At 43.0% G+C, this 22,071-nt stretch carries 24 protein-coding genes; 9 read left to right on the top strand and 15 right to left on the bottom strand.

Translation table 11 applies throughout. The features are described from left to right. Window positions 1-123: 123 nt before the first annotated feature. Complete coding sequence (locus tag BLU48_RS32525; protein ID WP_269458421.1) at window positions 124-246, bottom strand: hypothetical protein; 123 nt, start codon at window positions 244-246, stop codon at window positions 124-126. An 80-nt stretch (window positions 247-326) separates the two neighbouring features. On the opposite strand from BLU48_RS32525, the gene BLU48_RS32070 reads away from it, so the two are divergent. Beyond that, a complete protein-coding gene (locus tag BLU48_RS32070; RefSeq protein WP_057021754.1) occupies window positions 327-686 on the top strand; it encodes a hypothetical protein in 360 nt (119 codons plus the stop codon). A 34-nt stretch (window positions 687-720) separates the two neighbouring features. Here the strand turns inward: BLU48_RS32070 and BLU48_RS22630 are convergent, their stop codons facing one another. After that, a complete protein-coding gene (locus BLU48_RS22630) occupies window positions 721-1,491 on the bottom strand; it encodes a hypothetical protein (protein ID WP_057021753.1) in 771 nt (256 codons plus the stop codon). 98 nt (window positions 1,492-1,589) lie between these two features. Here BLU48_RS22630 and BLU48_RS22625 point away from each other — a divergent pair, with 98 nt between their 5' ends. The 3 genes from BLU48_RS22625 to BLU48_RS22615 all read left to right on the top strand — a co-directional run bounded on the left by BLU48_RS22625 (window position 1,590) and on the right by BLU48_RS22615 (window position 2,422). Then, window positions 1,590-1,859, top strand: coding sequence for a hypothetical protein (locus BLU48_RS22625; RefSeq protein ID WP_057021752.1), 270 nt, complete (start codon window positions 1,590-1,592; stop codon window positions 1,857-1,859). Further along, window positions 1,856-2,035 (top strand): hypothetical protein, encoded by a 180-nt coding sequence (locus BLU48_RS22620; RefSeq protein WP_057021751.1) that lies wholly within the window; start codon window positions 1,856-1,858, stop codon window positions 2,033-2,035. The genes BLU48_RS22625 and BLU48_RS22620 overlap by 4 nt, the downstream gene beginning before the upstream one ends. An 81-nt stretch (window positions 2,036-2,116) precedes the next feature. After that, on the top strand, window positions 2,117-2,422 hold the full coding sequence (locus BLU48_RS22615) for a hypothetical protein (protein ID WP_057021750.1): 306 nt from the start codon (window positions 2,117-2,119) through the stop codon (window positions 2,420-2,422). A 61-nt stretch (window positions 2,423-2,483) separates the two neighbouring features. Here the strand turns inward: BLU48_RS22615 and BLU48_RS22610 are convergent, their stop codons facing one another. Genes BLU48_RS22610 through BLU48_RS22600 form a run of 3 tightly spaced genes read right to left on the bottom strand, consistent with a single transcriptional unit; the run spans window position 2,484 to window position 3,949 of the window. Continuing rightward, window positions 2,484-3,026, bottom strand: a complete 543-nt coding sequence (locus tag BLU48_RS22610) for a hypothetical protein (protein WP_231988988.1) — start codon at window positions 3,024-3,026, stop codon at window positions 2,484-2,486. Window positions 3,027-3,041: 15 nt separating this feature from the next. After that, window positions 3,042-3,578 (bottom strand): hypothetical protein, encoded by a 537-nt coding sequence (locus BLU48_RS22605; RefSeq protein WP_057021748.1) that lies wholly within the window; start codon window positions 3,576-3,578, stop codon window positions 3,042-3,044. Next, the gene (locus tag BLU48_RS22600) at window positions 3,575-3,949 is read right to left on the bottom strand and encodes a hypothetical protein (protein WP_057021747.1); all 375 of its coding nucleotides are present in this window, start codon (window positions 3,947-3,949) and stop codon (window positions 3,575-3,577) included. The genes BLU48_RS22605 and BLU48_RS22600 overlap by 4 nt, the downstream gene beginning before the upstream one ends. 191 nt (window positions 3,950-4,140) lie before the next feature. On the opposite strand from BLU48_RS22600, the gene BLU48_RS22595 reads away from it, so the two are divergent. After that, window positions 4,141-4,449, top strand: coding sequence for a helix-turn-helix transcriptional regulator (locus tag BLU48_RS22595; RefSeq protein WP_057021797.1), 309 nt, complete (start codon window positions 4,141-4,143; stop codon window positions 4,447-4,449). A gap of 47 nt (window positions 4,450-4,496) precedes the next feature. Here BLU48_RS22595 and BLU48_RS22590 read toward each other — a convergent pair whose 3' ends face one another. From BLU48_RS22590 to BLU48_RS22580, 3 genes are all read right to left on the bottom strand, one after another. Further along, window positions 4,497-4,688 (bottom strand): hypothetical protein, encoded by a 192-nt coding sequence (locus BLU48_RS22590; protein ID WP_057021746.1) that lies wholly within the window; start codon window positions 4,686-4,688, stop codon window positions 4,497-4,499. Between the two features lie 270 nt (window positions 4,689-4,958). After that, the gene (locus BLU48_RS22585; protein ID WP_138233656.1) at window positions 4,959-6,824 is read right to left on the bottom strand and encodes a hypothetical protein; all 1,866 of its coding nucleotides are present in this window, start codon (window positions 6,822-6,824) and stop codon (window positions 4,959-4,961) included. 50 nt (window positions 6,825-6,874) lie between these two features. Further along, window positions 6,875-7,546 carry a hypothetical protein gene (locus tag BLU48_RS22580; RefSeq protein WP_057021744.1) on the bottom strand — a complete coding sequence of 224 codons (672 nt, stop codon included), beginning with the start codon at window positions 7,544-7,546 and terminating at the stop codon, window positions 6,875-6,877. 491 nt (window positions 7,547-8,037) lie between these two features. On the opposite strand from BLU48_RS22580, the gene BLU48_RS22575 reads away from it, so the two are divergent. Continuing rightward, on the top strand, window positions 8,038-10,803 hold the full coding sequence (locus BLU48_RS22575) for a TrlF family AAA-like ATPase (protein WP_057021743.1): 2,766 nt from the start codon (window positions 8,038-8,040) through the stop codon (window positions 10,801-10,803). A 35-nt stretch (window positions 10,804-10,838) separates the two neighbouring features. Here BLU48_RS22575 and BLU48_RS22570 read toward each other — a convergent pair whose 3' ends face one another. From BLU48_RS22570 to BLU48_RS22555, 4 genes are read right to left on the bottom strand one after another with little or no spacing between them, the layout of a single operon-like run. Continuing rightward, window positions 10,839-13,094 carry a hypothetical protein gene (locus tag BLU48_RS22570; RefSeq protein ID WP_057021742.1) on the bottom strand — a complete coding sequence of 752 codons (2,256 nt, stop codon included), beginning with the start codon at window positions 13,092-13,094 and terminating at the stop codon, window positions 10,839-10,841. Further along, window positions 13,091-13,891, bottom strand: coding sequence for a hypothetical protein (locus BLU48_RS22565; protein WP_057021741.1), 801 nt, complete (start codon window positions 13,889-13,891; stop codon window positions 13,091-13,093). Before BLU48_RS22565 ends, BLU48_RS22570 begins: the two co-directional genes overlap by 4 nt. A 10-nt stretch (window positions 13,892-13,901) precedes the next feature. Continuing rightward, window positions 13,902-14,339 carry a hypothetical protein gene (locus BLU48_RS22560; RefSeq protein WP_057021740.1) on the bottom strand — a complete coding sequence of 146 codons (438 nt, stop codon included), beginning with the start codon at window positions 14,337-14,339 and terminating at the stop codon, window positions 13,902-13,904. Continuing rightward, a complete protein-coding gene (locus tag BLU48_RS22555) occupies window positions 14,336-14,752 on the bottom strand; it encodes a hypothetical protein (protein WP_231988987.1) in 417 nt (138 codons plus the stop codon). Before BLU48_RS22555 ends, BLU48_RS22560 begins: the two co-directional genes overlap by 4 nt. A 689-nt stretch (window positions 14,753-15,441) precedes the next feature. Here BLU48_RS22555 and BLU48_RS22550 point away from each other — a divergent pair. From BLU48_RS22550 to BLU48_RS22540, 3 genes are all read left to right on the top strand, one after another. Then, window positions 15,442-15,987 carry a hypothetical protein gene (locus BLU48_RS22550; RefSeq protein ID WP_138233655.1) on the top strand — a complete coding sequence of 182 codons (546 nt, stop codon included), beginning with the start codon at window positions 15,442-15,444 and terminating at the stop codon, window positions 15,985-15,987. After that, window positions 15,987-17,114, top strand: a complete 1,128-nt coding sequence (locus BLU48_RS22545; RefSeq protein WP_138233654.1) for a hypothetical protein — start codon at window positions 15,987-15,989, stop codon at window positions 17,112-17,114. The genes BLU48_RS22550 and BLU48_RS22545 overlap by 1 nt, the downstream gene beginning before the upstream one ends. A gap of 153 nt (window positions 17,115-17,267) precedes the next feature. Then, window positions 17,268-17,738 carry a hypothetical protein gene (locus BLU48_RS22540; protein ID WP_231988986.1) on the top strand — a complete coding sequence of 157 codons (471 nt, stop codon included), beginning with the start codon at window positions 17,268-17,270 and terminating at the stop codon, window positions 17,736-17,738. Between the two features lie 93 nt (window positions 17,739-17,831). Here the strand turns inward: BLU48_RS22540 and BLU48_RS22535 are convergent, their stop codons facing one another. Genes BLU48_RS22535 through BLU48_RS22520 form a run of 3 tightly spaced genes read right to left on the bottom strand, consistent with a single transcriptional unit; the run spans window position 17,832 to window position 21,989 of the window. Further along, a complete protein-coding gene (locus BLU48_RS22535; protein ID WP_057021735.1) occupies window positions 17,832-19,253 on the bottom strand; it encodes a phosphotransferase in 1,422 nt (473 codons plus the stop codon). Then, window positions 19,234-20,151, bottom strand: a complete 918-nt coding sequence (locus tag BLU48_RS22530) for an ATP-binding protein (RefSeq protein ID WP_138233653.1) — start codon at window positions 20,149-20,151, stop codon at window positions 19,234-19,236. Before BLU48_RS22530 ends, BLU48_RS22535 begins: the two co-directional genes overlap by 20 nt. A 2-nt stretch (window positions 20,152-20,153) precedes the next feature. Next, window positions 20,154-21,989 carry an SMC family protein gene (locus BLU48_RS22520; RefSeq protein ID WP_138233652.1) on the bottom strand — a complete coding sequence of 612 codons (1,836 nt, stop codon included), beginning with the start codon at window positions 21,987-21,989 and terminating at the stop codon, window positions 20,154-20,156. Between the last annotated feature and the right edge of the window lie 82 nt (window positions 21,990-22,071).

Raw genomic sequence — 22,071 nt, 5'->3', positions numbered from 1 at the left:
ATTTACCAGATCTATTCGGTACAGAAAAATCAAAAGAGAACGTCGCGGAAAGAACTGACTCACTGATCCAAGCTTTAAGCTCAATAACAGAGAGTCGTGGCTTGAATGCATCACTCGCAGGGATCAAGCTCCCAGCACCAGCACCAGCACCAGCACCAGCACCAGCACCAGCACCAGCACCAGCACCAGCACCAGCACCAGCACCAGCACCAGCACCAGCACCAGCACCAGCACCAGCACCAGCATCCATCGTAGCGCCTGCAGTAGCCTCTGTTGAGCCTTCGCAAGGCATCGGGGATGATGAGTGGCCTATTGGTGAGCCAGACGTGATTGTGCCCCTTGGTGTGAGCGAATCGTATGAGCCTCTAGGCATCGCCCAGGTAGAGGAAGAAGTAAGCTTAGACGAAGCTATAGCAACGCCACCGGCTACGCCTGTGGAAGAGAAGGGCGGTTCCCTGGCTGATTACAAGAGGTGGGCTCTTGAATACAAGAAAGAAGAAGAAGCGCTTTTGCGTGATGCTTTTAAAACAGCGCAGATATTAGTCAGTTACGATTTTGACCCAACTGCAACAGAATTTGATTATCTTGAAAATGTGCTGAAAATGGCTCTTATCAAGCGTGGAGTTTACAACGAATGTAGATATGAAATTTCCAAGCGCCTGTTTGATCAATTCATTAGCGAGTGAGCAATGATTTAGAAAAGCCCTAGATGGGGCTTTTTTATATGTCCAGACCTAACAGCTTTCCAGAAGCTTGGACTACAGCTACAGTGTGAGGGAAATCAATAATTAGGCCAGCGGCAATTATTTGAGTTAAAACACGCCCAACGCCATGCCTGCTTGAACCTTTTGATATTTGGTTCAGTTCATTAATGCCAATAATAAAGTATATGACACCCAAGGCTTGCAGGGCGCTTATGACAATTTTTAACTGGCTTTCAATACCTCCGGCATACTGTGAGTCAATCATGCTTTTGGCTTTCTCGTAAGTTGGACCAGTTATTTGTGCTGATGCTAGACTCCAGCATGCGTCTTTGTTTTTACCAACCCTTATATCATCCAAAGCTTCGGCATTCGTGATAAGGCAACCCCCTTTTGATTCAGGGTTTAATGTATGTACAACGACGTCAATGATGGACGTGATATTAAGCAATAAAACGCCAATTAGAAATCCTACCATTGCTTTCCGCACCAGCTTTGGTTTGTCATGTCCGCCTACTTCTGTAGATAGACGCATATCCATGAAAGCATTTAGGACAAGAACTACTCCGATCAGAACCGAAACCTTTACAGCAACCCAAGTTATTATTGATATAAGGTCTAGATATGCGTCTCCATTAGCATTATCTGCCCAGTCGTCATAGCCTTCATCATTGTCATCAACCCCGACGAATCCGCTTGAATGTTCTGATATGGATTCTCCGGTAATTGGTTCTGCTTGGCTCAACGGGATGTTTGTTACTGAAATGGCTATGATGGCTGAAAGAATCATTAGCCATTTTTTTATTGTTTTCATTGTTTTTAGAAGGTTTGTTTCTCAAATTATACCATTTTAAAATGTTATAATAGATACAAACAAACAAACCAAAAATGAAAAAGGAGATAACAGTTGAAGATGTAAATGCTTTAAAAGTATTTAGTCTTGAGGTTGAAGGCGATCAGTTAAAAAGGTTGTCGATTCTGGTGAAAGTCAGAGTCAAGGGGGATAAGTTTTTAAGCTTTACTAAGAAAATGCAGAAGATAACAAAAATCAAAGTGATGAATTTCAGATCGCCTATATTTATCACTTTCAGTGAGTCAGCAGTTTCTGCGCTCCATGACTTAAGTCTTGAGCTTATCAGTAAGGAGGCTGTTAAATGAAAATAGGGATAAAGAAGCCATTTAACTATTACGATGATGATTTAGAGCCGATTAAACATAAAAAATCAGATGATGAGATTGACGAATGTTTGAGTCTAGAAATGAATATCTATCTTGAGCGGAAAAAGCATCAAGAATTTAGAGAGAATTGGAAGCCAATAAATACAGACCTTTGAGTCTGTTTTTTATTTTTGCTTAATGGTAAATTTGATTAAAGTGAAATGCTATAATTCGCTTAACAACAAACTTTACTAAAAATGAATACATATGAAGCGATTGAGCTTGAGCTAGAAGACAAGAATAATAATGACTATGTGGAGGGGGTGAGGCTTCACAATCAAGAATCAAAAAGAATCCGGTTAGCAGAAGAATTGGCTCGCTATGATTTGGTTATTGAAGCTGACAGATTAGCTAATTTGTTCTTTCATGATTTTGAAGAAGAATTTGATCAAAATCTGCCTACAACGAAAGATGCCTATCTTTATGCAGTTGGCGAACTGGCTGAAATGAATTTAACTCCTGGTGAGAAGAGGATAATAAGGTTGAAAATCATAGGTGGATAAGGAAGATGGAGTAGGGTTATTTAAAGGCAGTAGATTTCTCTTACTGCCTTTTTTAATACGGTTACCAAATAAACTTTTTTTGGCGCTCGGTTAATGGTATATCTTTCTTAATTTCATCAACCTGCTGGAGTTGTTTGGCACTAGTCGGACTATTAATTATGTAGATTTTTTTGTCACCGTCCATGGCCAAATCAAACTCATATGGACGCTCATCATTTCGATCCATTTTCACGATTTTAATTGCGTTATTGTATTTGCTCGGAGTGTAAGTGCTGATTTGACTAGGAAGCTCGAAACCATCTTTATATGCTCTCACGCGCAAAAAAACTACACCTTTGATGTCGTTAGGGTTGCCCGTGTATTTAACATCGTTAGAGCCCATTCGTACAATTGAAAACGCGTATTCCGTACCTTGCTGGTCAAATTTTATATATTTCGACTTTCCTATTTGGTCTAGTACTTCGTTTCCAAATCCTTGGATATCTGCGCTGACCTGGCTTTGATTGTAGCTTTCATTTTTTGTAAAGCTTGGGTCAGCATTTACGATTGTGATTGTCGAGCAAAGTATGGCTGCTAAAACTAGTTTGCTGATCATTTTGCACATGGTATAAAATTCCATTTAGAAAGCGTAAGGGCTTTTTTTGTCTTTTCTTGAAACGTACTTCTTAATTGTATCGACCTGTTCTAAGTGGGTCGTAGACGTAGGGCCGTCGATTAAGAACAACCGTTTGTCTTCATCCATTCCAAGATCAAATTCATAAGGACGCTCGTCGTTACGGTCCATTTTTACAATGCGGATCGCATTATTATATTTGCTAGGCTTGAACGTGCTGACCTGTTTTGGAAGCTCAAAACCGTCTTTGAAAGCTCTCACATTAATAAAAATGACACCATTTAAGTCTTTAGCGTTGCCCGTGTATTGCACATCGTTTGAACCCATACGTTCGATGGTGTAGGCATATTCTGCGCCTTGCAGATCGAATTTCAGATACTTCGATTTGCCCGCTTGATCTAAAACCTGATTCCCGAAACCTTGGATGTCTGCACTCACCTGACCTGGTTGATAGCTTTCATTTTTCGAAAAGCTAGCGTCAGCATGAACAAGTGTGGCAGCGGAGAAAATCAAAGCTGAAAGCACGTTTGCAGCGATTTTCATTTTACAATTCCTTTAATCATCATCGTTATTGAAATCACTGCAATCGCAATTAGGGTCCACATAAAAATTCGATCACGTTGCTCTTGTGAGAATTTGTTGACGAACTTCGTTAGCGCGTACAGACCCCAGGCCATGGGTAAGAGAAGGAAATACCCCAAACCACTTTGGGCACCTTGAGCTGCTGCAAACACAAGGACGCAGATGAACAGGTAAATAATTTGAACAAGGTTTCCCTTTAAGCTCACTTCTTTTTGATATGTCTCACGCATCTCCCGGCCATGGGCTTTGTCCTTCTCGTTGGCCTGAAAATGGGTTTCGTGCTTCTGGCCGTCATACGACAACCATTTGTCATCCTCATCGCGATCTGCCATTCCCTGAATCCTCAACCATACCGAACGTAAAGCCCCTGACAGACGGCGTGGTGGCCGTCTGATACCTAAAGCGGAGTCTACGCCAGCCATCGTATTCTTAGCAAAAAATCCGATGGCACAGAGCGTTTGTAGACAAGGATTTTTACTGTGAAGTGCTTGTTTGAAATATGTGAACAGGCTGAAAAACTGTGGTGCTTGCAAAAGCGATTAAGAAATACCGCCTAGGGAAGGGAATCACACAAGCGGAGCTAGCCAATCGGTCAGGGTTCGACCCCAAGACGATCAGTCGATTTGAAACGGGCGAGTACGTCCCAACCGTGGAGGCTGTGTACAAATTTGCTGAAATTCTAGGCGTGCCAGTCAAAGATCTTTTTGCGGATCTGGATGGGGAGATTGAGCAGAGGGCTTTTCTCTTTGAAGTTATCCACAACGCTGATGCTGATGAGCTTCGGAGGCTGGTTGCGTTGGTAGGGAAAGCTCGTAAGGCGCCGAAGCCCTAGAGTGTTCCTGGGCAGTGTTTTATAAGCCAGCCTTCACCCTCTCTGGATCACCTTTCTAATTTGTCTTCAACCTCTTGGAAGGAGCGAGCTATCTCCAGCAGCTCGCTTGCTGCTTGCTCATCGCCAGTTGCCTTCATACGGTCAGCTACTGCCACCAGATCAACGCCAGCCCACTTGAGGGTGGCTGCAGCTTCTTTAAGATCGTCGCGCAATGCTTGTTTGGGCTTCGTGAGGGGCATGGTGCTATCCGTAGATTTCAGTTCCTGGTGAGTAGACCAAGGGAGAATGAGGATCTCAAGAATCCACCCTGATCAATTGCGTTTGTCGCTACGAAGCTAGTGAGGAAGAACGGGCACGTTGCGTGCTATGGATGGCAGTGTTACTGAACGCATCCTGGCTATTTGATGGATCGATGGCTTGAATGAGACCGGGGATTTGAACACTGATTAAGGCGAAGCCCCGAATTCGCCATACCTCCGGGGCTTCTGTTCTCACCACCTTCCACAAGGTCAAAATCTCACGCTTGGTTTTATTATCTTAAGCTTCTGAAATCCTATGAAAAAGTTTTTCACTATCATGCAGATTTCCCAATCTTCCCCTCGTACATAAGCGACTGATCGATAAGGATTCGGTAGGCGAGGCGTACAGGCGTTTACTAAATCCTGAACAGCAGTCACAATTAGTTCTTCTGTCAACATTTTATCAAAGGCCGCGTCGGAAAATCGGAGATGGATACCATTCTTCTCGGCGAGATTTAAAATGAGATTTATTACTTTAATTCGTCGAGACATTTCTAAGAGTTCATCATTCCGGGGGATATTTGAAATCAGACCTAAATCATTATGGAATCGTTCTTCTTTTTTTCCTAACATGCCAAGACGGACAACGGGTTTCCAGCCAGCCAAGATTTTATCCAGCACCTTCTCATAAGCATTAAGCTTCTCGCGAAAATAATTACTCGCAAAAAATGAGGAAGAGAAATGTTTGGATCTCGCGAAGTAATCTTTTTGTTTAGACATGTTAAACGAAAACTGCCATGTAACTTCTAGTTCATCATGCCCCTGCCCAGATACCCAGAGTTTGTGCTTCCTTTCCAAAAAAGGGGCTTCTCCTGTAGATACTAATATTTCAGCATAGGCTGTTGTTTCGAACCTTTCTTCTGACAGTTCACCTGTTTGTATATTCGCTGCGAATAATTCACACTGAAGCTCTTGTATTCTAAATCTTATGTTTGTGTTTGCAATATGCTCATAATCTGGAAACCAGGAGTCTAGGATCTCCCCTATCGAATCATTTGTAAATTGTTTAATAGTCGATGCACCCTTATTTGTCGCGTGGATGGTAGAGGAAACTCCATCTTGCTCAGTCAGGGCTTGATTCTTACTAGCTTCACTAATCGCAAGAGAAAGCTTTTGACTGGCAAATTCAGATTTATCTTTAGTTGAGTTAGGATTTACAGTAGGCATTACAGGCGAGCCTATTAGTAATAACTTTTTTTGAAGCTTTTCATAAAACTCATGCTGTTTAATCTCTAGGAGCCCGCTTTCAGTTGAAGTGCCCATTGCCCTCAACAGGAGTCGTGCAATGCCAAAGTCGTCAACCAGCTCTGGCATAAACGCGTTGAGGTTACTCAGAGAAACTTCCCCAGCGACTCCATTTAGCTCAACGCATACCAAGACTAGCCGTGCCCAAACCATGTTTTTGTCGAGGCTAGGTAATTGCTGTGAAATCAATTGTTTTTGGGTGTTAGTACCTGCATCATTATCGGAATCTAAGCTTTCTCCAAGAAACTCTATTGACTTAACGAATTCATGAAATCTATCATCGCTGAATGCATCTAAATCATAAATTTTAACGGCGCTTTCCATGGCGTCGTATGCTTTTCTATTCTTTTCGTTACTAAAATCTTTGGTGTTGACTTTGGTTTTCCATACATCGTGAGTCAATGTTGAACGGGCGAATGCAACAATTTGTTGTGCCCCTTTCATCTGACCCAGGCTTGAGGAATCGAAAACAATTTGTATTTGATCGAAATTTTTATTAAAGGAAGGGTCGACGAAATCAAGCCAAGCCAGTCCAACTGCTTCTTTAAAATCATTTGAGCTAGGTGTCAGAGTACGCTTCATCTGCATTCGCACTACGGCATTTTCGCCAGTTCTCGCGCATACGGAAGTAATAATAAGGTCGTCTGTATTATGCCCCAGTACTCGTCCCTGAAACTGCAATTTTTGGATTGAATATCCAGTCGGCACACCAGCGCAAGGAAGCCCCAGGCACATTGCTAGCAATCTTGAGGCTTGTACTCTTCGCTCGAATGCACCTCCCCGGTCGCCTGTGGAAGAAGGACTTGCTATTTGTTTTTTGTTGAACATCATTTACATTCGCCTAATCATTAAATTGGCTAGTAGTTACGAGTGTTAATTATTTACTTTCTAAAATAACGATCAAGATTCGTTGACGAACAACCAGTCACTTGTGGATAGATCAGGCAAACTAGTGTTGATTTGTGCTTTGGCTCAAAGCCGTGATCAATCATGCAGCGTTGCGCTTTGGCTGTATCTCCAATGCTTGCAACGTCCAGATTTGCTCCCAGTGGTTTGGCATAACCGCATGCATACATTACAGGTAGGGCTTCACTATCATTTGCTATCTGGACTGAAAAATGCGGTGATGCTCCCGCCTTACGCCAGGTGACTTGCATGCGTTCATCCCTGCCAGAATTCGGCTTGATAGGGTGAAATGCTTCGTCCTCCACAAATGGCAAAGCCTCGAGCTGGGACAGGCTTAGAGGATGTCCCTGCCTTTCCTCGACGCAGGCGGGCATGTCTTTCATTACTTCACAGTATTCAAAACCGTCTTTGCGAATGAAGCCATTACGCTTCATACACTGGAATTGCAGCACCTGTTCGTTGATTGGCAAATCCGTTATCGAAGTGCCTACCGGGTCGCCACATTCTGTCATTGCGGCTTTGACACCCTCAACAGAGGTAGAAGGGCGTTTCCACTGCGTAAATTCAGGTGATGGCGGGCAGCCGGTCAGTAAAAGCGCCGTCGCGATTAGGGCGGGGAAGGTAATGATGTGAGCTTTGCGGAACATGTTAATCCTTTAGGTACGTCAGGCTCCCCAACTGCTTCGATCCTTGGGAGCCTCCATTGACGATGATCATGACAGAAACCGAAAGAGCCTGGCAGTGCTGGAAAGGGTGAAGAGTCCATTATGCCTTCCTCGGTTTACTAGACGGTCGTATAGGGGTTCTATGCTTACCAGATGCTAAAAAATCTGGCTGATCCGGCTTTTCCAGCCTTGTGACCGTTGGAACTGAATGCATAGCCAGGGATGGTTCTGACCTTGCGGAGCAAGTGCCGGCGCATAGGTGTCGCTGTCCTTTACGGTAGGTCCGTTAAGAGAATCTGCGCACTCACGAGCCATCTGCCTCTACCTTAAGGCCGTCACCTCAAGCAGTCCCTGAAGGGCATCCGTTAGGCTGATAGTAGGCTTTCGCCATTACGGGTAAGCTCATAGCTCTCATGGCTGCAACCTGAACCTAGGAGGCAGTACCCGTTTGGCGTGCATAAGGATGAAGGTTGATGGTTCAGGTAGGAGCAAGATGGTGGAAACTCGACTTTCATACGCATACGCCAGCCTCGATGGACTATGGCCGCCATGAGCCTCATCTTCGCAACACCGTGACGCCGAGGGAGTGGTTATCATCGTTTGTCGATCAGGGGATAGAGTGTGTAGCGGTTACGGATCACAACACGGCTTCTTGGGTTGACCGTCTTCAAGTAGAAGCAGCAGTAATGAGGGAAGAGGGAAAGATTATTCATGTCTTTCCTGGTGTGGAAATTACAGCCAACGGTAATATCCATATTCTTGCTATTTTCGACCCTTCAAAATCATCTGAAATTGTCATGGCTGCTGTTGGAGCCGCGAAATTCAGAGGCGAGTACGGCAATAGTGATGCAGTGGCTGGTGAAAGCGCTGAAAATATTGTCGATGAAATCACCAAATTAGGTGGTATTGCAATTCCAGCTCATATCGATATGAAGGCTGGAATGTGTCAAATTCAGTCAAGCCATACCATCAAGCAGATCTGCCATAAGTCTTCTGCTGTAGAAGTCATTTTTCCAGAAGGCGGGCGTGGTCCAGAACATGATGAATGTTTAAGGCGGTACAAAGCCCTGGAGTTGGGTTTGGCCGAGGTCATAGGATCTGACGCGCACCGTCCAGATGAGGTGGGTAGAGCCTATACCTGGGTCAAGATGTCTAGCCCTACTATTGATGGTGTAAGGTTGGCGTTGGTTGATGGTGCTTCCTCAATCAAACGATCAAACACGGTTACAGGCAATCCAAATGCTGTTTCAAGTAATGTGATTCATTCTATATCTATTGATAAAGCAAAATATTGTGGTAGAGGTAAACCATTAGAAATTGTCTTTAACCCTTGGCTCAATTCTATCATCGGCGGGCGTGGTAGCGGAAAGTCATCTATCCTAGAATTCATCAGACTTGCATTAGGTCGGGATAAAGATTTACTAGATATACCTGGCCGTAATGAGGTTAAAGAAACCTTTACACGCTTTGCACAAAAGTCAGCAGATCGTGATGCCGATGGTGTTCTGCTCGATGAAACCTGTATCAGTTGTGTTATTCAGAAAGAGGGTGCTTATTACCTTCTGAAATGGGTTTCCAACGTTCCTAACGTGGCTATATTCAAGTGGGATGGTCAGGAGTGGAAAGCAGAACATGGTGATGCGCGAAGCAGGTTTCCGGTAAAAATATTTAGCCAAAAGCAAATATATGATATAGCAAGAAATCCGAGTGCTTTGATAAGAATCATTGACGAAACTGACGTTGTTGATTTGTTCGGTTGGAAAATGGCTTGGACAGAGAAAGAAAATAAATTCTTATCTCTCTGCGGACAGAGAAGGGTTCTCCAAGGTCAGATGGCTAACAAGAATGTTCTTGAAGGTCAGCTATCAGATGTAATTCAGAAGATTAATGTTATCGAGTCATCAGGACATGCCCAGGTATTGTCCGATTTTAATGATGCAATGAAAAAACATACAGCCATTGTAGATTTCAAAGAGTCATATTCAAATTTGGGAGAAAAGCTGTCAGAGCAAATGCGTACTGCTGATCAGCTTAAATTCAATAGTACAGTTTTTGCGGCTACGAACGAAATTGATGTTGAGGTGCTTCAACGTGTTGGTGCAATGAATCAGGCTTATTTGCAAATTAAAAGCCAGATTAATGCCCTTATTGCTGGCTTGAATAGTAGTCTTGATGAATTCAGTCAATGGCAGGCAACAAGTGCTTTTGGTAAGCAGCAAGATTCATCGTTTAGCCAATATGCATCTCTTGTCGCAACCCTCACTCAGAATGGGGTGGATAATCCCGATCAATATCAACAGCTCGTTGAAACCAAAAATGGCATTGAAAAGAAGCTTGCCGAGATAGAAGATTTTGAATCACAAGAGCGCTTAATGGCGGCTGAAATTAATTTGATTTATGCCGATTTAATCGAGTTGAGAAAATCACTTACGAATAGGCGCAGAGATTTCGTTCGTCAGCATTTATCGAATAACCCCTCTATTAGTTTGTCTATAGAGCCTTTGTGTAATATAGATGATATGGAAGAATCTTTCCGGGAAGTCATTGGTCGTCCTGATGGTGCTTTTGCTAGTGACATACTTGATAAGGAAAAACAGACAGGATTCTTGTATTTCCTTTGGTTAGCTCTAATTGCTGAACATAATAATAACCCAGCAGTGCCAAACGATCTCACTCAGAATTTTACCTGTGTTCATGATTTTAAAAGCCAATTGTTTAAGTATGGAACGGGTCAAATCATGGGCATGCCCATCGGTAAACGGTTTTCAGATTTGTTGAGCCAATTGCAACCGCAAATTTTTGACAGACTTAACCTGTGGTTTCCAGATGATCGACTCGTTGTTAAATTTAACGATGGGAAAAGACTGAAAGATATTTCTCAGGGATCTGCTGGTCAGAAAGCGGCTACGGTACTCTCCTTCCTATTGTCCTATGGGAATGAGCCTCTGATTTTGGATCAACCTGAAGACGACCTTGATAACGGCTTAATTTCCTCGTTGATTGTCTCAAAGCTGCAGGAAAATAAGTCGAGAAGGCAAGTGATAGTAGTCACTCATAATCCCAATATTGTCGTCAACGGTGACTCTGAATTCGTTGTAGCTCTCCAAGACAAAGGTAGTATTGAGGTGGCTGCATCAGGCGGCCTTCAAGAGCCAGACGTTAGGCGTGAGGTATGCGAAATCATGGAGGGTGGTAAGCAAGCCCTAGAACAGCGATACCGCAGGATGATCGCTGTCTGACTTGGGCTTTACGGCCATTGTCATTGTGGTGGGGATTACATCTTGCCGGGCTGTACCGAATGGCGTCTAGGATCTGTTGGCTTACCCGTACCTGCAGATCCTGGCTGAACTGGCTTGTCCTGCTCTGATGCTGCTGGAGGCGTGACAATCCCTGGCTTCTGATCTTGCGCAGCAAGTGCCGGCGCCTTCGCAGGTGGTTTTGACGGTAGGGCGTCTTCTAGTGTTATCCCAGCTCGTATAAGGATGCTGTCCAGCTCGTTGGCCGAAAGCTGCTCATCCTTGCGAAGGTCGTCAATAACGCGCTTCTTCAATGCCTTCGGCAGATCGTTCAGATGTTGGACGTAGGTGAAGTCCTGGAAGGGTATCCCCTTGTGTATGCCATAGAGGAAGCCATATAGCTTCGGTCGGGCATCAACCTCACGATCCATTCTGTTGTTCGTCTGGATGAACACCTTCTTCGATTTGCCTGTTGGGTCAGTAGCTCTTATGGCTACCGCGTCTTTGATTCTCTGACGGTTAGATATCACGAGCTTCTTGTACTCTTTGTCCATCATTGCATCTGCTTCTCTGACAAGCTCTGGAGAAGGCGTGTAGTCCAGAAGCGTTGTCCCGCAGATACGTGATGCAAGGTAGAGATTCGCTTGCGTCCTCGGGTTCGGCTCCCCTGTGCAGCGGATCTTGGTGTGGCCTTTGGCAACGTGGATACTCATAGTGATGAGAGCTGAATTCAGGTCAGTCTGGTAAGTCTCTACGGCATTCCCAACGATTGTGCATACGTCTCTTTGGTTGAATTTCGACACAACGGTGTTCCCCACGATCATCTGCTTGGTGATGGATGGGCCGTATCTACTGTTCTCGTTGAACCGTGTGATGAAATCCTGAAGGCTTTCAGAGTTGTCTATGAACCTGAACTTGATCTTCTTCTTCCTGCCATCTGCGATGGTGATAGAGCCGTTCACCGTGGCTTCTGTGACCTGCTTTTGAATGTTCTGTTTCTTGACCATTTGGTAGAGACTGTTGATTGATTCGACCTCATCCATGTCGATTTTCAGCTTGTTATCCATGATGACGCCGGATTTTTTGGCAGATATTTTGAAATCGAATTCGTCTAGGTAGATCGACCAACCGCTAACCTTACGTTCGCCGCTTTTGTCTTTGCTGATGTTCGGGACCAGTCGTGCGCCCAGCTTCTGGTACAGTTTTTTGTTCAGCTCTTCAAATCCATTTCTCATGTCTGAAGCGTTAATGAGCGCCACGGCTTTAGAAACGATTAGGGACACATCTGTTTTAGTTTGTTTAGCTTTGTATTTGTAAGCTACATGCAGCTCAAGCACACCCTTGGTATGAGCAGGAAGGGTGTCTATAGAAAGGAAGTCATCACCATAATCCTTGTGTTTTATCTTGATGTGTTGTTTCCCTTTGAGATAATCATCCACCACTTCAAAACCACTGTCCTGGAGGGCTTGTGTGAATTGTGGATAAGAGAAGTTCTGCCCAATGAATTTTGAGGTGATTGACTCAATTCTATTTACTAGCTCAACGTCCTTACCAAAGACTTCACCTGTATTTGGGTTTGTTGATACATCAATAGTTTTAGCTCGGTCTTCATGCTCCATTTGAAGAAGGAAAGGATATTTTTCTTCGAGGCGGAATTTCACGTCTCTCATTTTTTTGATTATGCCGCTGTGTTTTTTTCCTCTAAAAAAGCTAGGTCTATACCCATCCAGTCTACGTGTAGACATTAGGACGTGTACGTGCGGATTCCCGTCCTTCAAATGCGGAACAATCATGTATTTGAATGCAATATCCGTTTTTGAATTAGACAGCTCAAGTAAAGTTTCTTTAGCGGAATTGATAAGGAATTTTGCTTTTTCTTCGTCAGTCTTTAAGCTAGCAAGCTCGTTGTCTGTACAAGAAACGATGAACGAAAAAGCATCAGATGCTTTCGATGAAGAATTTCTGCCTTGCTTAGAATGTTGTATGAATTCTTGTGCACAAGAATTTGCGAATTCTAATGTATAATTTCTTTCATCAATACCGTTTTTAAAAAGGCCAAGATTCTTCATTTTTTGCGGTGAATCTAACAGTAAATCCAAATTCGTTTCTGAATATTTGACTCCTACGTGTGTGTCTATTCCTTCGTCATTGATTTTTGGAAGGTACAAATAAGCAACCGCACCTTTAATCCTGACCTTCCCTCTGATTTCAGGGTCAGAGGATTCAACGTATTCTATCTTTGCGTTGGATGTAATGCTGGCAAATTTAAGCTTAAGTGGTACGGCAATTATCATTTTTCTTCTCGTATTCTGATCGTTTTATTGTTCCTATATTTCATGTGTAAAAGCTCCAACGCTTTTGATGCTTCAAGCATTGTGCGAACCAGCAGTTCTTTGTAGTCCTTACCGATTTTCACCAGCTCATTCACGTCTCTGACGCGTCGATTCAGAAGGTCGTAAATGCGCTTTCTTTCGACGAAGAAGGGGGGCTTTGAGCTAACCCCAATCTTGAATATCTTGGCTTCTTCGATTGCCCTCACAATCTGAGTAAATGGATCGTCATCGTGTTTAAAAAAACAGTATGGTTCGTCCTCAAGCAGCGCAGATAGGCGCGTTTCGCTCTCCGTATAAAGCTGGGCACTGCGTAAGAATTTACGCTTGGCTACGGCCTCCGTACCTGTCGTTTGCTCGACGTATTCGACGTGGACATACGTGAATTTTTCACTGAGCTGGTTCACCTTGACGTGATGCTTCAGGAGCATCGTAAGCACGTTGTGGAGCTTGACTGTCTTGCCTTGCTTAGAGATGTACTGCTGGCCTGCACAGAGGTTGAAAAGCTGCTGGATGTTGCTCTGATTCCTGTTGAACGTGTCCTTCAACGCCGCAACGCTTTTCTGATCCTTCAGAGGAATGTAGATGTCTTTATCCCTGTGGAGGTGAGTCAAGAAAAGGCTCACACCTTTTCTGTATTTGGCAATCAACTCGATCTCATTCACGACCTCTGGAAGGCGTGTGTAACCACACGCAAAGACTAGGTTCTGTAGGTCTGACTTGAAGCGTTCTGAACACCTGAACTGGAGATACCTTTTCATGGGTCAACCCTCACTGATGGGGGCTGTTATTCGTTGTGTGCTGCGGCTGGAGTTTTGTCCTGAAGGCTTCTCTTAACTTGGCAGTGTCCTTGATTGAAGTCAGGGCCTTCATTTCTTCGACAAACTCTAGTGCTTCTATTACTGAGATCGAATATTCAATAGCGCTTATTTCTGACGTGATTTTTCCTCGGGCTTCTGTTTTTAACTTCTTTATAGACTCATTTCTTTCAAGCAATTTGGTTTTGTTGTCGTAGGATTTTTCAGCCCTGGCTTTTGCTTCGTCTGTGGAAGATTTCTTCAGTAGGGTTTCACCGAATTTGTCTCTGCTTGCGCGAATGGTACTAGCCTGATCTTCTAGTTTTTTTATTTCCGAAGCTAGCGTTGTAAACTCGTTTTGTTTTTCGATAATGTCGGCTTTTAGATCGGAAATGGTTTTTGTGATTGTCATTTTTTATGTTGTTTGTTTGTATCTATTATAGCATTTTTAATTTCGCAAATTGTTCTGTTGGATTTCATTTGTAGAGTGTAAATAAAAACAACACTTGCAATTATTCCGGCGATGATTTTGTCAAAGTGATTGACTGAGGCAATACTTAAAAGAATAGTTAACAATACGAATGTGATTTGCAGTTTCAAAAGGTCGAGTAAATCATAGTTGTAGATTAGGGCTCTTTGCTTAACCGGGTTCATGAAGTAGAGATATTTGTAGTCCAAGATGGCATTGTCTATTTCGAGTTTTGAAGCGTTTAACCTAGCGAGGTTCATAGCTAATGGTGTGTATTCCTCGGCCCTAGCTTTTACAGATTTGAAGAGTGCTTTGCGTAGTTTATGGGGCTGCGTTCTCTCTATTTCTTTAAGCACGTCACGAATGTTGTCCTCTACAGAGTTTCTGTATGTGATTAAGATTTTGTAGGATTCTTTGGAGCGTAATTTTTTGCCAAGCCTTATAAGTCGAAAATAGTTTTTTAGGTGTGTGATTATCATGATGAATAAAGATTGTTGTACTTTAGATTATAGCATTTCAGTAGCGCACTTTATTCTATTGATGCCTTTTAACATGCTTTCACTTTTTATTGATTTATGTATGATTTTTGTCATCACTGATTTAATGAAAGCCTTGTAGAATGCGGTATCCAAACAAACGGAGTGCGCTAGATTGTTTTAATTGACTTGTCAATTAACAACCTGACCTTGCCTGCTCTAAAAAATGCTTATAAATAGCTTTATTGAATAACCAATACTTACCCAATGGTGCGTAGCTTTTAGTGGAATCCCCGCTGTCGTGGTCATCCGAAGGGTGGAGGGTAGTGAGTGAGGCACCCGACCGCTGCGCAGCCGGAATCGGCTCGACAAGATGGCGTGTTCGATGTGGCCTGATGCGCTTCGTTTGGATGATTTGTGTACGTCATTTAGAAGCGATAAGAGCTTTCAGCCAGATCCATGGAGAGGTAGGACTGTGTGATTTGGTGTGCCCTGGGATAGGCTGATGGCGCGGTATAGCTGGCTCTGCTCCAGCGCGGTGAGAGATGTGCTATCGGAGTGCCATCGCCTTGAGTAGAATGCTGAAAATTTCACTCAAGCTAGGGACGGTTATGAAATCAGAATTTTTAGAAAAGTATGTACTTGTTAGCTTCAAACCTTTCCTTGTTGGATTGGCACTGGGGCTTGCATTCCTATGCTTAAAATTTGATAGTTTTGTCGAGGCTAATGCATCCTTCCCCTTAATATCCTGGGGCGCATTTATCGGGGCTGTTTGCATGCTTGTTGCTTTGCTCTTTGGATCTGTAAAAAAAAATACATTCAAACAACGGACTCTAGACAAAATTATCGAGTTGACAAATTACTTTGTTGGAGTGGGACTCTCTTCTTTGGCGTTTTGCATTATATATTACTCTAGATCAGGTTTGACCACTGGGGTAGTTGTAATGTGTGTTGGCGGCATAGCTTATTGGCTAGGAATCAACCGAGCCTTTTACCAAATCTCAAATATAGAAATGTCCGAAAGGGATAGAGTAATTCTGTGGATATTTTCGTTTGTGATGTTCATCCTTTTGATTCTGTTTTTTAAGGAAATGCATTCTGTAGGACGAATTTGATGCATAGAAAAATATGGAAAAGCATCGGCGAGTATCCATGGATTTCAGCGCTAATAGGTGTTGGCTTTTTAGTCATTGTTGCCATCTTCACTACCTATGCATTAAGCCTCGGACCACGCTCACATGAACATGCAGCATGGAGTAGTTTCGGCTCGATGCTTGCCGGAGTATTTACTTTCTTCGGCAGCACCGCAACCATAGCTACTCTGTTGTTCCTAAACGCGCAATTTAAAGAGCAGCAGAAGGTCACATCGAAGCAAATTGAAGCCATGACCTTTGAGCAGTATTTAAACCATCGTAAGCTGTTTCTTGAGCGTCTGAAAGAGATCGAAGAAAGCCTGGATAACAAAATAAAATTCAAAAATCCTGACAAGCTCTATCATAATATCTTTCCTCAGAACTCGCCTCTAGAATGCTCGTTTAGGGTGCAGATTGTAGGCGGCGAATTAGCAAAGGTTGATGATTTATCAAATATGTTTTCAAGCTTCGTTCAAATGAAAAAATTGCTAAGGAATAAATCTTGGATTCCAGCGGACGCAGACAATTTAATTAAGCATTTAATACTAATGCCTAACTCGCTTAGTTTTTTTCATGTTGAAGAAGATTTTGAAGGCGATTTGGCACTGGATGGAAAGAATCTCGGAATCAATATTTATTCTATAGATGAATACATAAATCGGGTGACAGTAGTTCTTAACGCTTTCCTTGTGTTCACTGGTAATCATCCAGTAGAAAGCGTTAACCATCTTTCAGAAAGCGCCGAGCTTCGTAAAGCGCTAATTCTTAATTTCCAATCGCAATTGCCTCCGAAGCATAGCCTGGTCCCTATAAGAAAATATCCCATTATTTTTTCTTTAGAGCGGATTCATCATTGGGTTGATCAGGCCAAAGATGCTGTTGGTCAACGTATGTTTTTAGATGCATGGCAAACGATGAATACAGCTTTGAGTTCAAAGCTTTGCGTTAATTCGTTTAAGGATAAAGCAAAGCAAATATCAATGATTAAAGAATTTATGATGGAAGCTGACCGTGCCTATAAGGGTTCTTTGCCTAATAGTCATGAGCGGAGTCTGGCTAATGAGTTTAGGGCAAAGCTGGAGCCTATTCTTCAAGGTCTACAGTCGTAATTTTTTTGAGTTTCCCCAAATGCGCTGGTTGTGGTTTTTAGTATGGTATAATTGGAACATAAACAAACTTTACTACAAATGAAAAATCAACCAACAGATTCCGAAATCAAAAGTCTACTGCACGTAAAAAGGAATCTCCTTGAGGGTGTAGGCATGAACCTTGTCCGAATCCTACCCATTGCCGTTATGGGTGGCTTCGTGATCAAAACGATAATTGCTTTCTTCCTCAAAGAATCCTTCAGTACAAGCTTCGCCTTCTATCTATTCTCCTTGGTGTTTTTAATGAGCTTACTAGGCGTTTCCTCCCTAGCAATGCTAAGAGCCAAATGCGCCAAAAAGGATGATGGCTATGAAGGCGGGTTTACTCCTGCTCTCGCGCTTTCAGGCAAGATCCTATCAAGCAATATCCTTGCACCCGGCCAGTACGTGGCACAGCACAAAGCAATCATCAAAGACGGCGTTGTGTGCTTCCTGGTGCCCTCTGTGATGCTCGCCATAGCCTTCGCCCTCCACGTACCTGTAGTGGTAAGTCTCATCGTCCTGGGTGCCGCTGTGTGCTTTTGGTCTGCACAGCTTAATGTGATACAGGCTGACGCCTATAATGAAGTGAATATCTTAAAATAATTAGCATTTTGTAAATATAAACTGCGGCGCCGTATACCTGGCGCCGGATTATATTTGGGGGGAGGAATAGACTTAAATGAGTAAGCGTCACCGCTAATCATTGAGTCTATTAATTATCCCTTTTAGGATCTTATTAAGCACTTCGGGTGGAACAGTGTCATATTTGAACTGCTTCAAGACAAATAAATACGCCATGCTCAAAACTGATTCATCATGAGGGGCGACGTCATAGGCCCATTCCCTGCAATACTTAACCACTTGATAAAGTGGTGAATCCTTTGCGTAGATATTTAGGTCAAGCCAACTTTCACCTGATGATTCAAGCAGGGTAGCTAATCCGTTCGCTCTGGCATCAGGATGGAATATTAAACTAAGCTCAAGGGTTATTGGGTCAAGGCAAGTATAGCCAGTACCCACGTCGCCAAAGTCGATAAGCACCGGAGTGTTATCACCATTGACTAGTATGTTTCCTCCATGTAAATCACCATGAATGCAAGCTTCTGAGATTTCAACAGTCCTCTCTTCTAAATCTAAAAGTATTTCAAGAGAGTGAGTAGTAATGATATTTTGAAAGTTTTCATCACTCAAGATCCGCCTGCGAATGTCTTTTATTTTCACCGGTTTGACATTTCTCGTGTCTGACCAGCGTGCTAAAGCAGTGCGTATCCGGCCAAGTACATCAAGGGCTGCTGCAGGGTTGGTTAAGGCTAACTGAAAAAAAGTATCGGTATGTTCATCTGCCAAGACATAAAAAATAGCAGAAAAGCCACGAAGTCCCTGATCATTATAACTCATTACCGGCGCAAAGGTTCCCAGTCGCAGATGTTTTACCTCTGCTTCATATGCAGCGATCTCCTTCTTGACATGCCTTGCAAGACCTAATTTACCGACACATTCACATCTAACACGGCCTGCCTGATCCATCACACTGATCTTCAGTACTATTGCATCTGATAAACCGCCTAATTTCTTTAACTTACAAAAGCTGCCACCGTTTGCTCTTGTAAATACCTTAATGGCCCTTTTTTGCTCTTGCGTAAGATCGATTGCGTTGGCACCGGTATTTATGCGAATAGCGTCAGTGAGAGCTATGCGCGATGCAATATCCCTAATTTCTGCGATTAGTTGATTGCCGTCCTCTTTTAAATAATAGGCTACAGTTGGCACCAATGTACCGTCACCCCATAAGTCTATACTTTGACCTTTCCTAGCGAGCCCTCTAAGAAATGCATCTGGGTTGGACCCGGTTAAGATATAGACCGGTGTGCCTGGCGTTAAACTACCTGCGGTATAAAAAACTTGATGCCCATGCTCAACTTCTAAATCGAAAGAACCATCGGTAGTAGGAATTTCGAGATCAAGAATTACTAGGTCAAAAAAGACCTCATTCAGAAATGAGAGCGCACTATCACGGCTTTCGGCTAGAAAAATGTCAATATTCTCTTCTATTCTCGAAATCTGCTCTATAAGCGTTTCGGCATACGATTTATTATCTTCAACTAGTAGTAGTTTCATTATCTTTGTACCATCTAAGTTCAAACTTTGCGCCACCCTCAAGGCTGTTGGAAAGTGATAATTCACCCTCCATAGCTTTCATTGCACTGGACGCAGTGGCGAGACCATATCCCGTATGGAGATTTCTATCTTTATTCGAAACTCCAATCTTCATCGCGTCAATAGGGTTACCTTTAAAGCCTGAACCTGAATCAATAATGGCGAAAAAAACCTCATCTCCCGCACGACCCCATGTTAGCAACACTTCGGGCGGGTTCTTTCTGCTATAGCTAAGAACTGCTTCATTAGCATTTCTCAATCCGTTGATGATTGCCAGATACATAGAGCCTCGATCTGCAGTAACCAAAAACGGTCGCAGCCCTCCGTCAAGCAGTTTTATCTCTTCGAAGATTTTCGGATTCTCTTCTACGATCTGATCAATCAGCTCACCCAAATCAAATGCGCTGTAATTTGGCGAAGCAGATGCCTGTTTTAACTCTCTAACTGCTCTGAGAATTTCTTTTAAGCGCGACATCAATCTAAACGTCTGAGACTCTGAGAAATGCTCAAACTCAGACTGCGCCTTCATGTTGATTTCGCCGATAATCGTACTAAACTCATGAAGGATAGTACCTGTGACTTCTTCAGTAGCTCGCGCCATTATGGACCGAATGAGCTTAATATTTACTTCGCCTTCAGCCGAATCATCAACATTAGCGGGTCGTATGACTGAAACATCAGCCCGCTCAAGTGCAAGCAGTAGGGCTTTTTTAATCCAGCTAACTCCTTCTTGCGCGAGCGCATCCCGCAATAAATCAGTGCTAACCTCAGTAGGGTTTTGGGAAAAGTACCGAGCTGCTTGTAGGCGTTCTTTAACAGTACCTGCAATCAAAACTATTTTGGCTTCTTCAGCATTCATTTTTAACTGTGCCCTGCGTAGAAGCGCGCACGGGTAGCAAATGCCTGCGCGCCTCCTTCCATGACATTTGTAATCGCTTCTACAGCCTCCAGATCGTCGAGAGGCTTACACATTTGAACATATCCATTACGCCCATCTGATGTCATTTCTATTATCAAATCAGCTTGTCCAAGTACTGGAATGTTTGCGTTGTGCGTTGAAAGAATTACTTGTCCATAACCTTTTCTATTGACTAGCGCTTTGATTACTGTATTCGCAATGAACGAGTTATCTAGATGATCTTCAGGTTGATCAATGATCAGCATGCGTTCACGGTGTTGTAGTACGATTGACAATATTACAGTGCATCTTTGTCCTGCAGATAATGCAGCCACGTCCTTGTAGTCTAATCCATCAAGTAGTGTTAGTTTTATGTTATCTTCTACTTCGCTTGTAACAATATCTGATATGCCCGTTTCCGCGAGAACACCTAATAGCCTGGCACAGCGTTCTTTCGGGATACTGGTAATCTGGGATAGTGTTTCAAAATCATAATATTCAACAAAATCCATAAGCTCTTGGGGGCTTACTTTTTCTGAAATATTTAAAGCGAGTTCATTATATTTCATACCACTGCCGCGCAGTGCGTTCGCAATTGCCCGAGTGTACTCAGTGAATTGCGCGGAACCTTCAAGTTCTACTTTAACCCAAGGTGTCAGAGCTTCGTTTAAGTCTTCCACGATTTTTTTACGTTCAGTAGATCGGTTTGCTCGCAACTCTAACAATTCTTCTAGCTTTGAATCACGACGAGTTCTTAAGGCTGCTAACCTAGCCTTTCTTTCGTTTATAAGCTTTTGTCGAGATTGAATTTGCGCAGCATTGGCTCTCAGCAATGTAATTTGTCGAGCCAAAGCTCCAGCACCTGCTGTGTTATGGTCAAGCTCACCTCTTATTGCACGCGACTCTTTTTCTAATTCGATTTTAGACTTATGCACTTCATCTAGTTTGTTTTTAGCTGCCTCTTTCATTTGCATGAATGAACCTAAAGCATCATCTAATTGCATTATTGTCTGTGAGTATTTAATGCGCAGCTCAGACAATGGATCATCTTCCGGTGAGCCATCCCATTCTTCAGGTCCGAAATCTTCGAATACTTGGCTCTCCAATTTTTGGAACCAATTTTCAACGGTGGTGCTAAATCTTTGCAAAACCTCATCTTTTACGCTCAACTCTGAGAGTTTCGACGAAACCACTCCGAACTTTAGCTGTTTGATTGAAATTTCATCTGACTCGCCTAGGAATTTTTTTTGTTCCAGTTCTAGTTGACTGATTTTATCTTGAAGTATTTGAAACTCTTCAATACCTTCGCCTAGGCTAATTATTTCCTTTTCTAGCGCTTCTAGTTCTTTGTAAAAAGATCGTATGTTATTCGCGGTTTCTGCTAGCGCACCTCTGATCGAGGTTCTGTTGGAAAGGAAGCCGTCGATTAATGAGAGCCTACCAGATTCACTCAAACCAACAGTCTCAATCTCAGTCTGAGACAATATGATAGGTGAGGTGAAAGTTGAAGAGGCTCTAAATTTATCTTCATCCGCGCTTCTGCTTACGCTTATATTTTCTATAAGATCATTAAGTGTTACACAGATTTCGCCGCCATCCAGTACTGCGCGAGCATGATCTAAAGAGCGGCTCTTAGACTCGCTTGTCATATTTCTGACGTCTAAAGCGTAACGGATCAATTCAATGATTGACGTTTTGCCTGTGCCACGAGCGCCGATTAGAACATTCAACCCAGCCGATAAGGTCAAATCAACCCCATTTAAAAAACCGCCTTCTATTTGAATTCTTTCTATGTTCACTTCGACCCCCTGCTGCAGCACAATATTGCCGATTTTTTTCTAGCATTGGCTATAGTAGCTTTAGCTGCAGGTATAAGCAACT

This window comes from Pseudomonas synxantha (assembly GCF_900105675.1).
Lineage (GTDB): Bacteria > Pseudomonadota > Gammaproteobacteria > Pseudomonadales > Pseudomonadaceae > Aquipseudomonas > Aquipseudomonas synxantha.
The sequence above is the reverse complement of the archived record's forward strand: the minus strand, read 5'-3'. Positions and strand labels throughout refer to the sequence as shown.

Bases quoted from the DNA above. Each gene is read 5' to 3' on its own strand.
- BLU48_RS32525 (WP_269458421.1), bottom strand. From the start codon at position 246: ATGCTGGTGCTGGTGCTGGTGCTGGTGCTGGTGCTGGTGCTGGTGCTG.
- BLU48_RS22535 (WP_057021735.1), bottom strand. From the start codon at position 19,253: ATGAAACTACTACTAGTTGAAGATAATAAATCGTATGCCGAAACGCTT.
- BLU48_RS22545 (WP_138233654.1), top strand. From the start codon at position 15,987: ATGCATAGAAAAATATGGAAAAGCATCGGCGAGTATCCATGGATTTCA.
- BLU48_RS22560 (WP_057021740.1), bottom strand. From the start codon at position 14,339: ATGACAATCACAAAAACCATTTCCGATCTAAAAGCCGACATTATCGAA.
- BLU48_RS22575 (WP_057021743.1), top strand. From the start codon at position 8,038: ATGGTTCAGGTAGGAGCAAGATGGTGGAAACTCGACTTTCATACGCAT.
- BLU48_RS22580 (WP_057021744.1), bottom strand. From the start codon at position 7,546: ATGTTCCGCAAAGCTCACATCATTACCTTCCCCGCCCTAATCGCGACG.
- BLU48_RS22625 (WP_057021752.1), top strand. From the start codon at position 1,590: ATGAAAAAGGAGATAACAGTTGAAGATGTAAATGCTTTAAAAGTATTT.
- BLU48_RS22620 (WP_057021751.1), top strand. From the start codon at position 1,856: ATGAAAATAGGGATAAAGAAGCCATTTAACTATTACGATGATGATTTA.
- BLU48_RS22610 (WP_231988988.1), bottom strand. From the start codon at position 3,026: ATGTGCAAAATGATCAGCAAACTAGTTTTAGCAGCCATACTTTGCTCG.
- BLU48_RS22605 (WP_057021748.1), bottom strand. From the start codon at position 3,578: ATGAAAATCGCTGCAAACGTGCTTTCAGCTTTGATTTTCTCCGCTGCC.
- BLU48_RS22630 (WP_057021753.1), bottom strand. From the start codon at position 1,491: ATGATTCTTTCAGCCATCATAGCCATTTCAGTAACAAACATCCCGTTG.
- BLU48_RS22540 (WP_231988986.1), top strand. From the start codon at position 17,268: ATGAACCTTGTCCGAATCCTACCCATTGCCGTTATGGGTGGCTTCGTG.
- BLU48_RS22565 (WP_057021741.1), bottom strand. From the start codon at position 13,891: ATGAAAAGGTATCTCCAGTTCAGGTGTTCAGAACGCTTCAAGTCAGAC.
- BLU48_RS22615 (WP_057021750.1), top strand. From the start codon at position 2,117: ATGAATACATATGAAGCGATTGAGCTTGAGCTAGAAGACAAGAATAAT.
- BLU48_RS22585 (WP_138233656.1), bottom strand. From the start codon at position 6,824: ATGATGTTCAACAAAAAACAAATAGCAAGTCCTTCTTCCACAGGCGAC.
- BLU48_RS22590 (WP_057021746.1), bottom strand. From the start codon at position 4,688: ATGCCCCTCACGAAGCCCAAACAAGCATTGCGCGACGATCTTAAAGAA.
- BLU48_RS22570 (WP_057021742.1), bottom strand. From the start codon at position 13,094: ATGATAATTGCCGTACCACTTAAGCTTAAATTTGCCAGCATTACATCC.
- BLU48_RS22530 (WP_138233653.1), bottom strand. From the start codon at position 20,151: ATGAATGCTGAAGAAGCCAAAATAGTTTTGATTGCAGGTACTGTTAAA.
- BLU48_RS22600 (WP_057021747.1), bottom strand. From the start codon at position 3,949: ATGGCAGATCGCGATGAGGATGACAAATGGTTGTCGTATGACGGCCAG.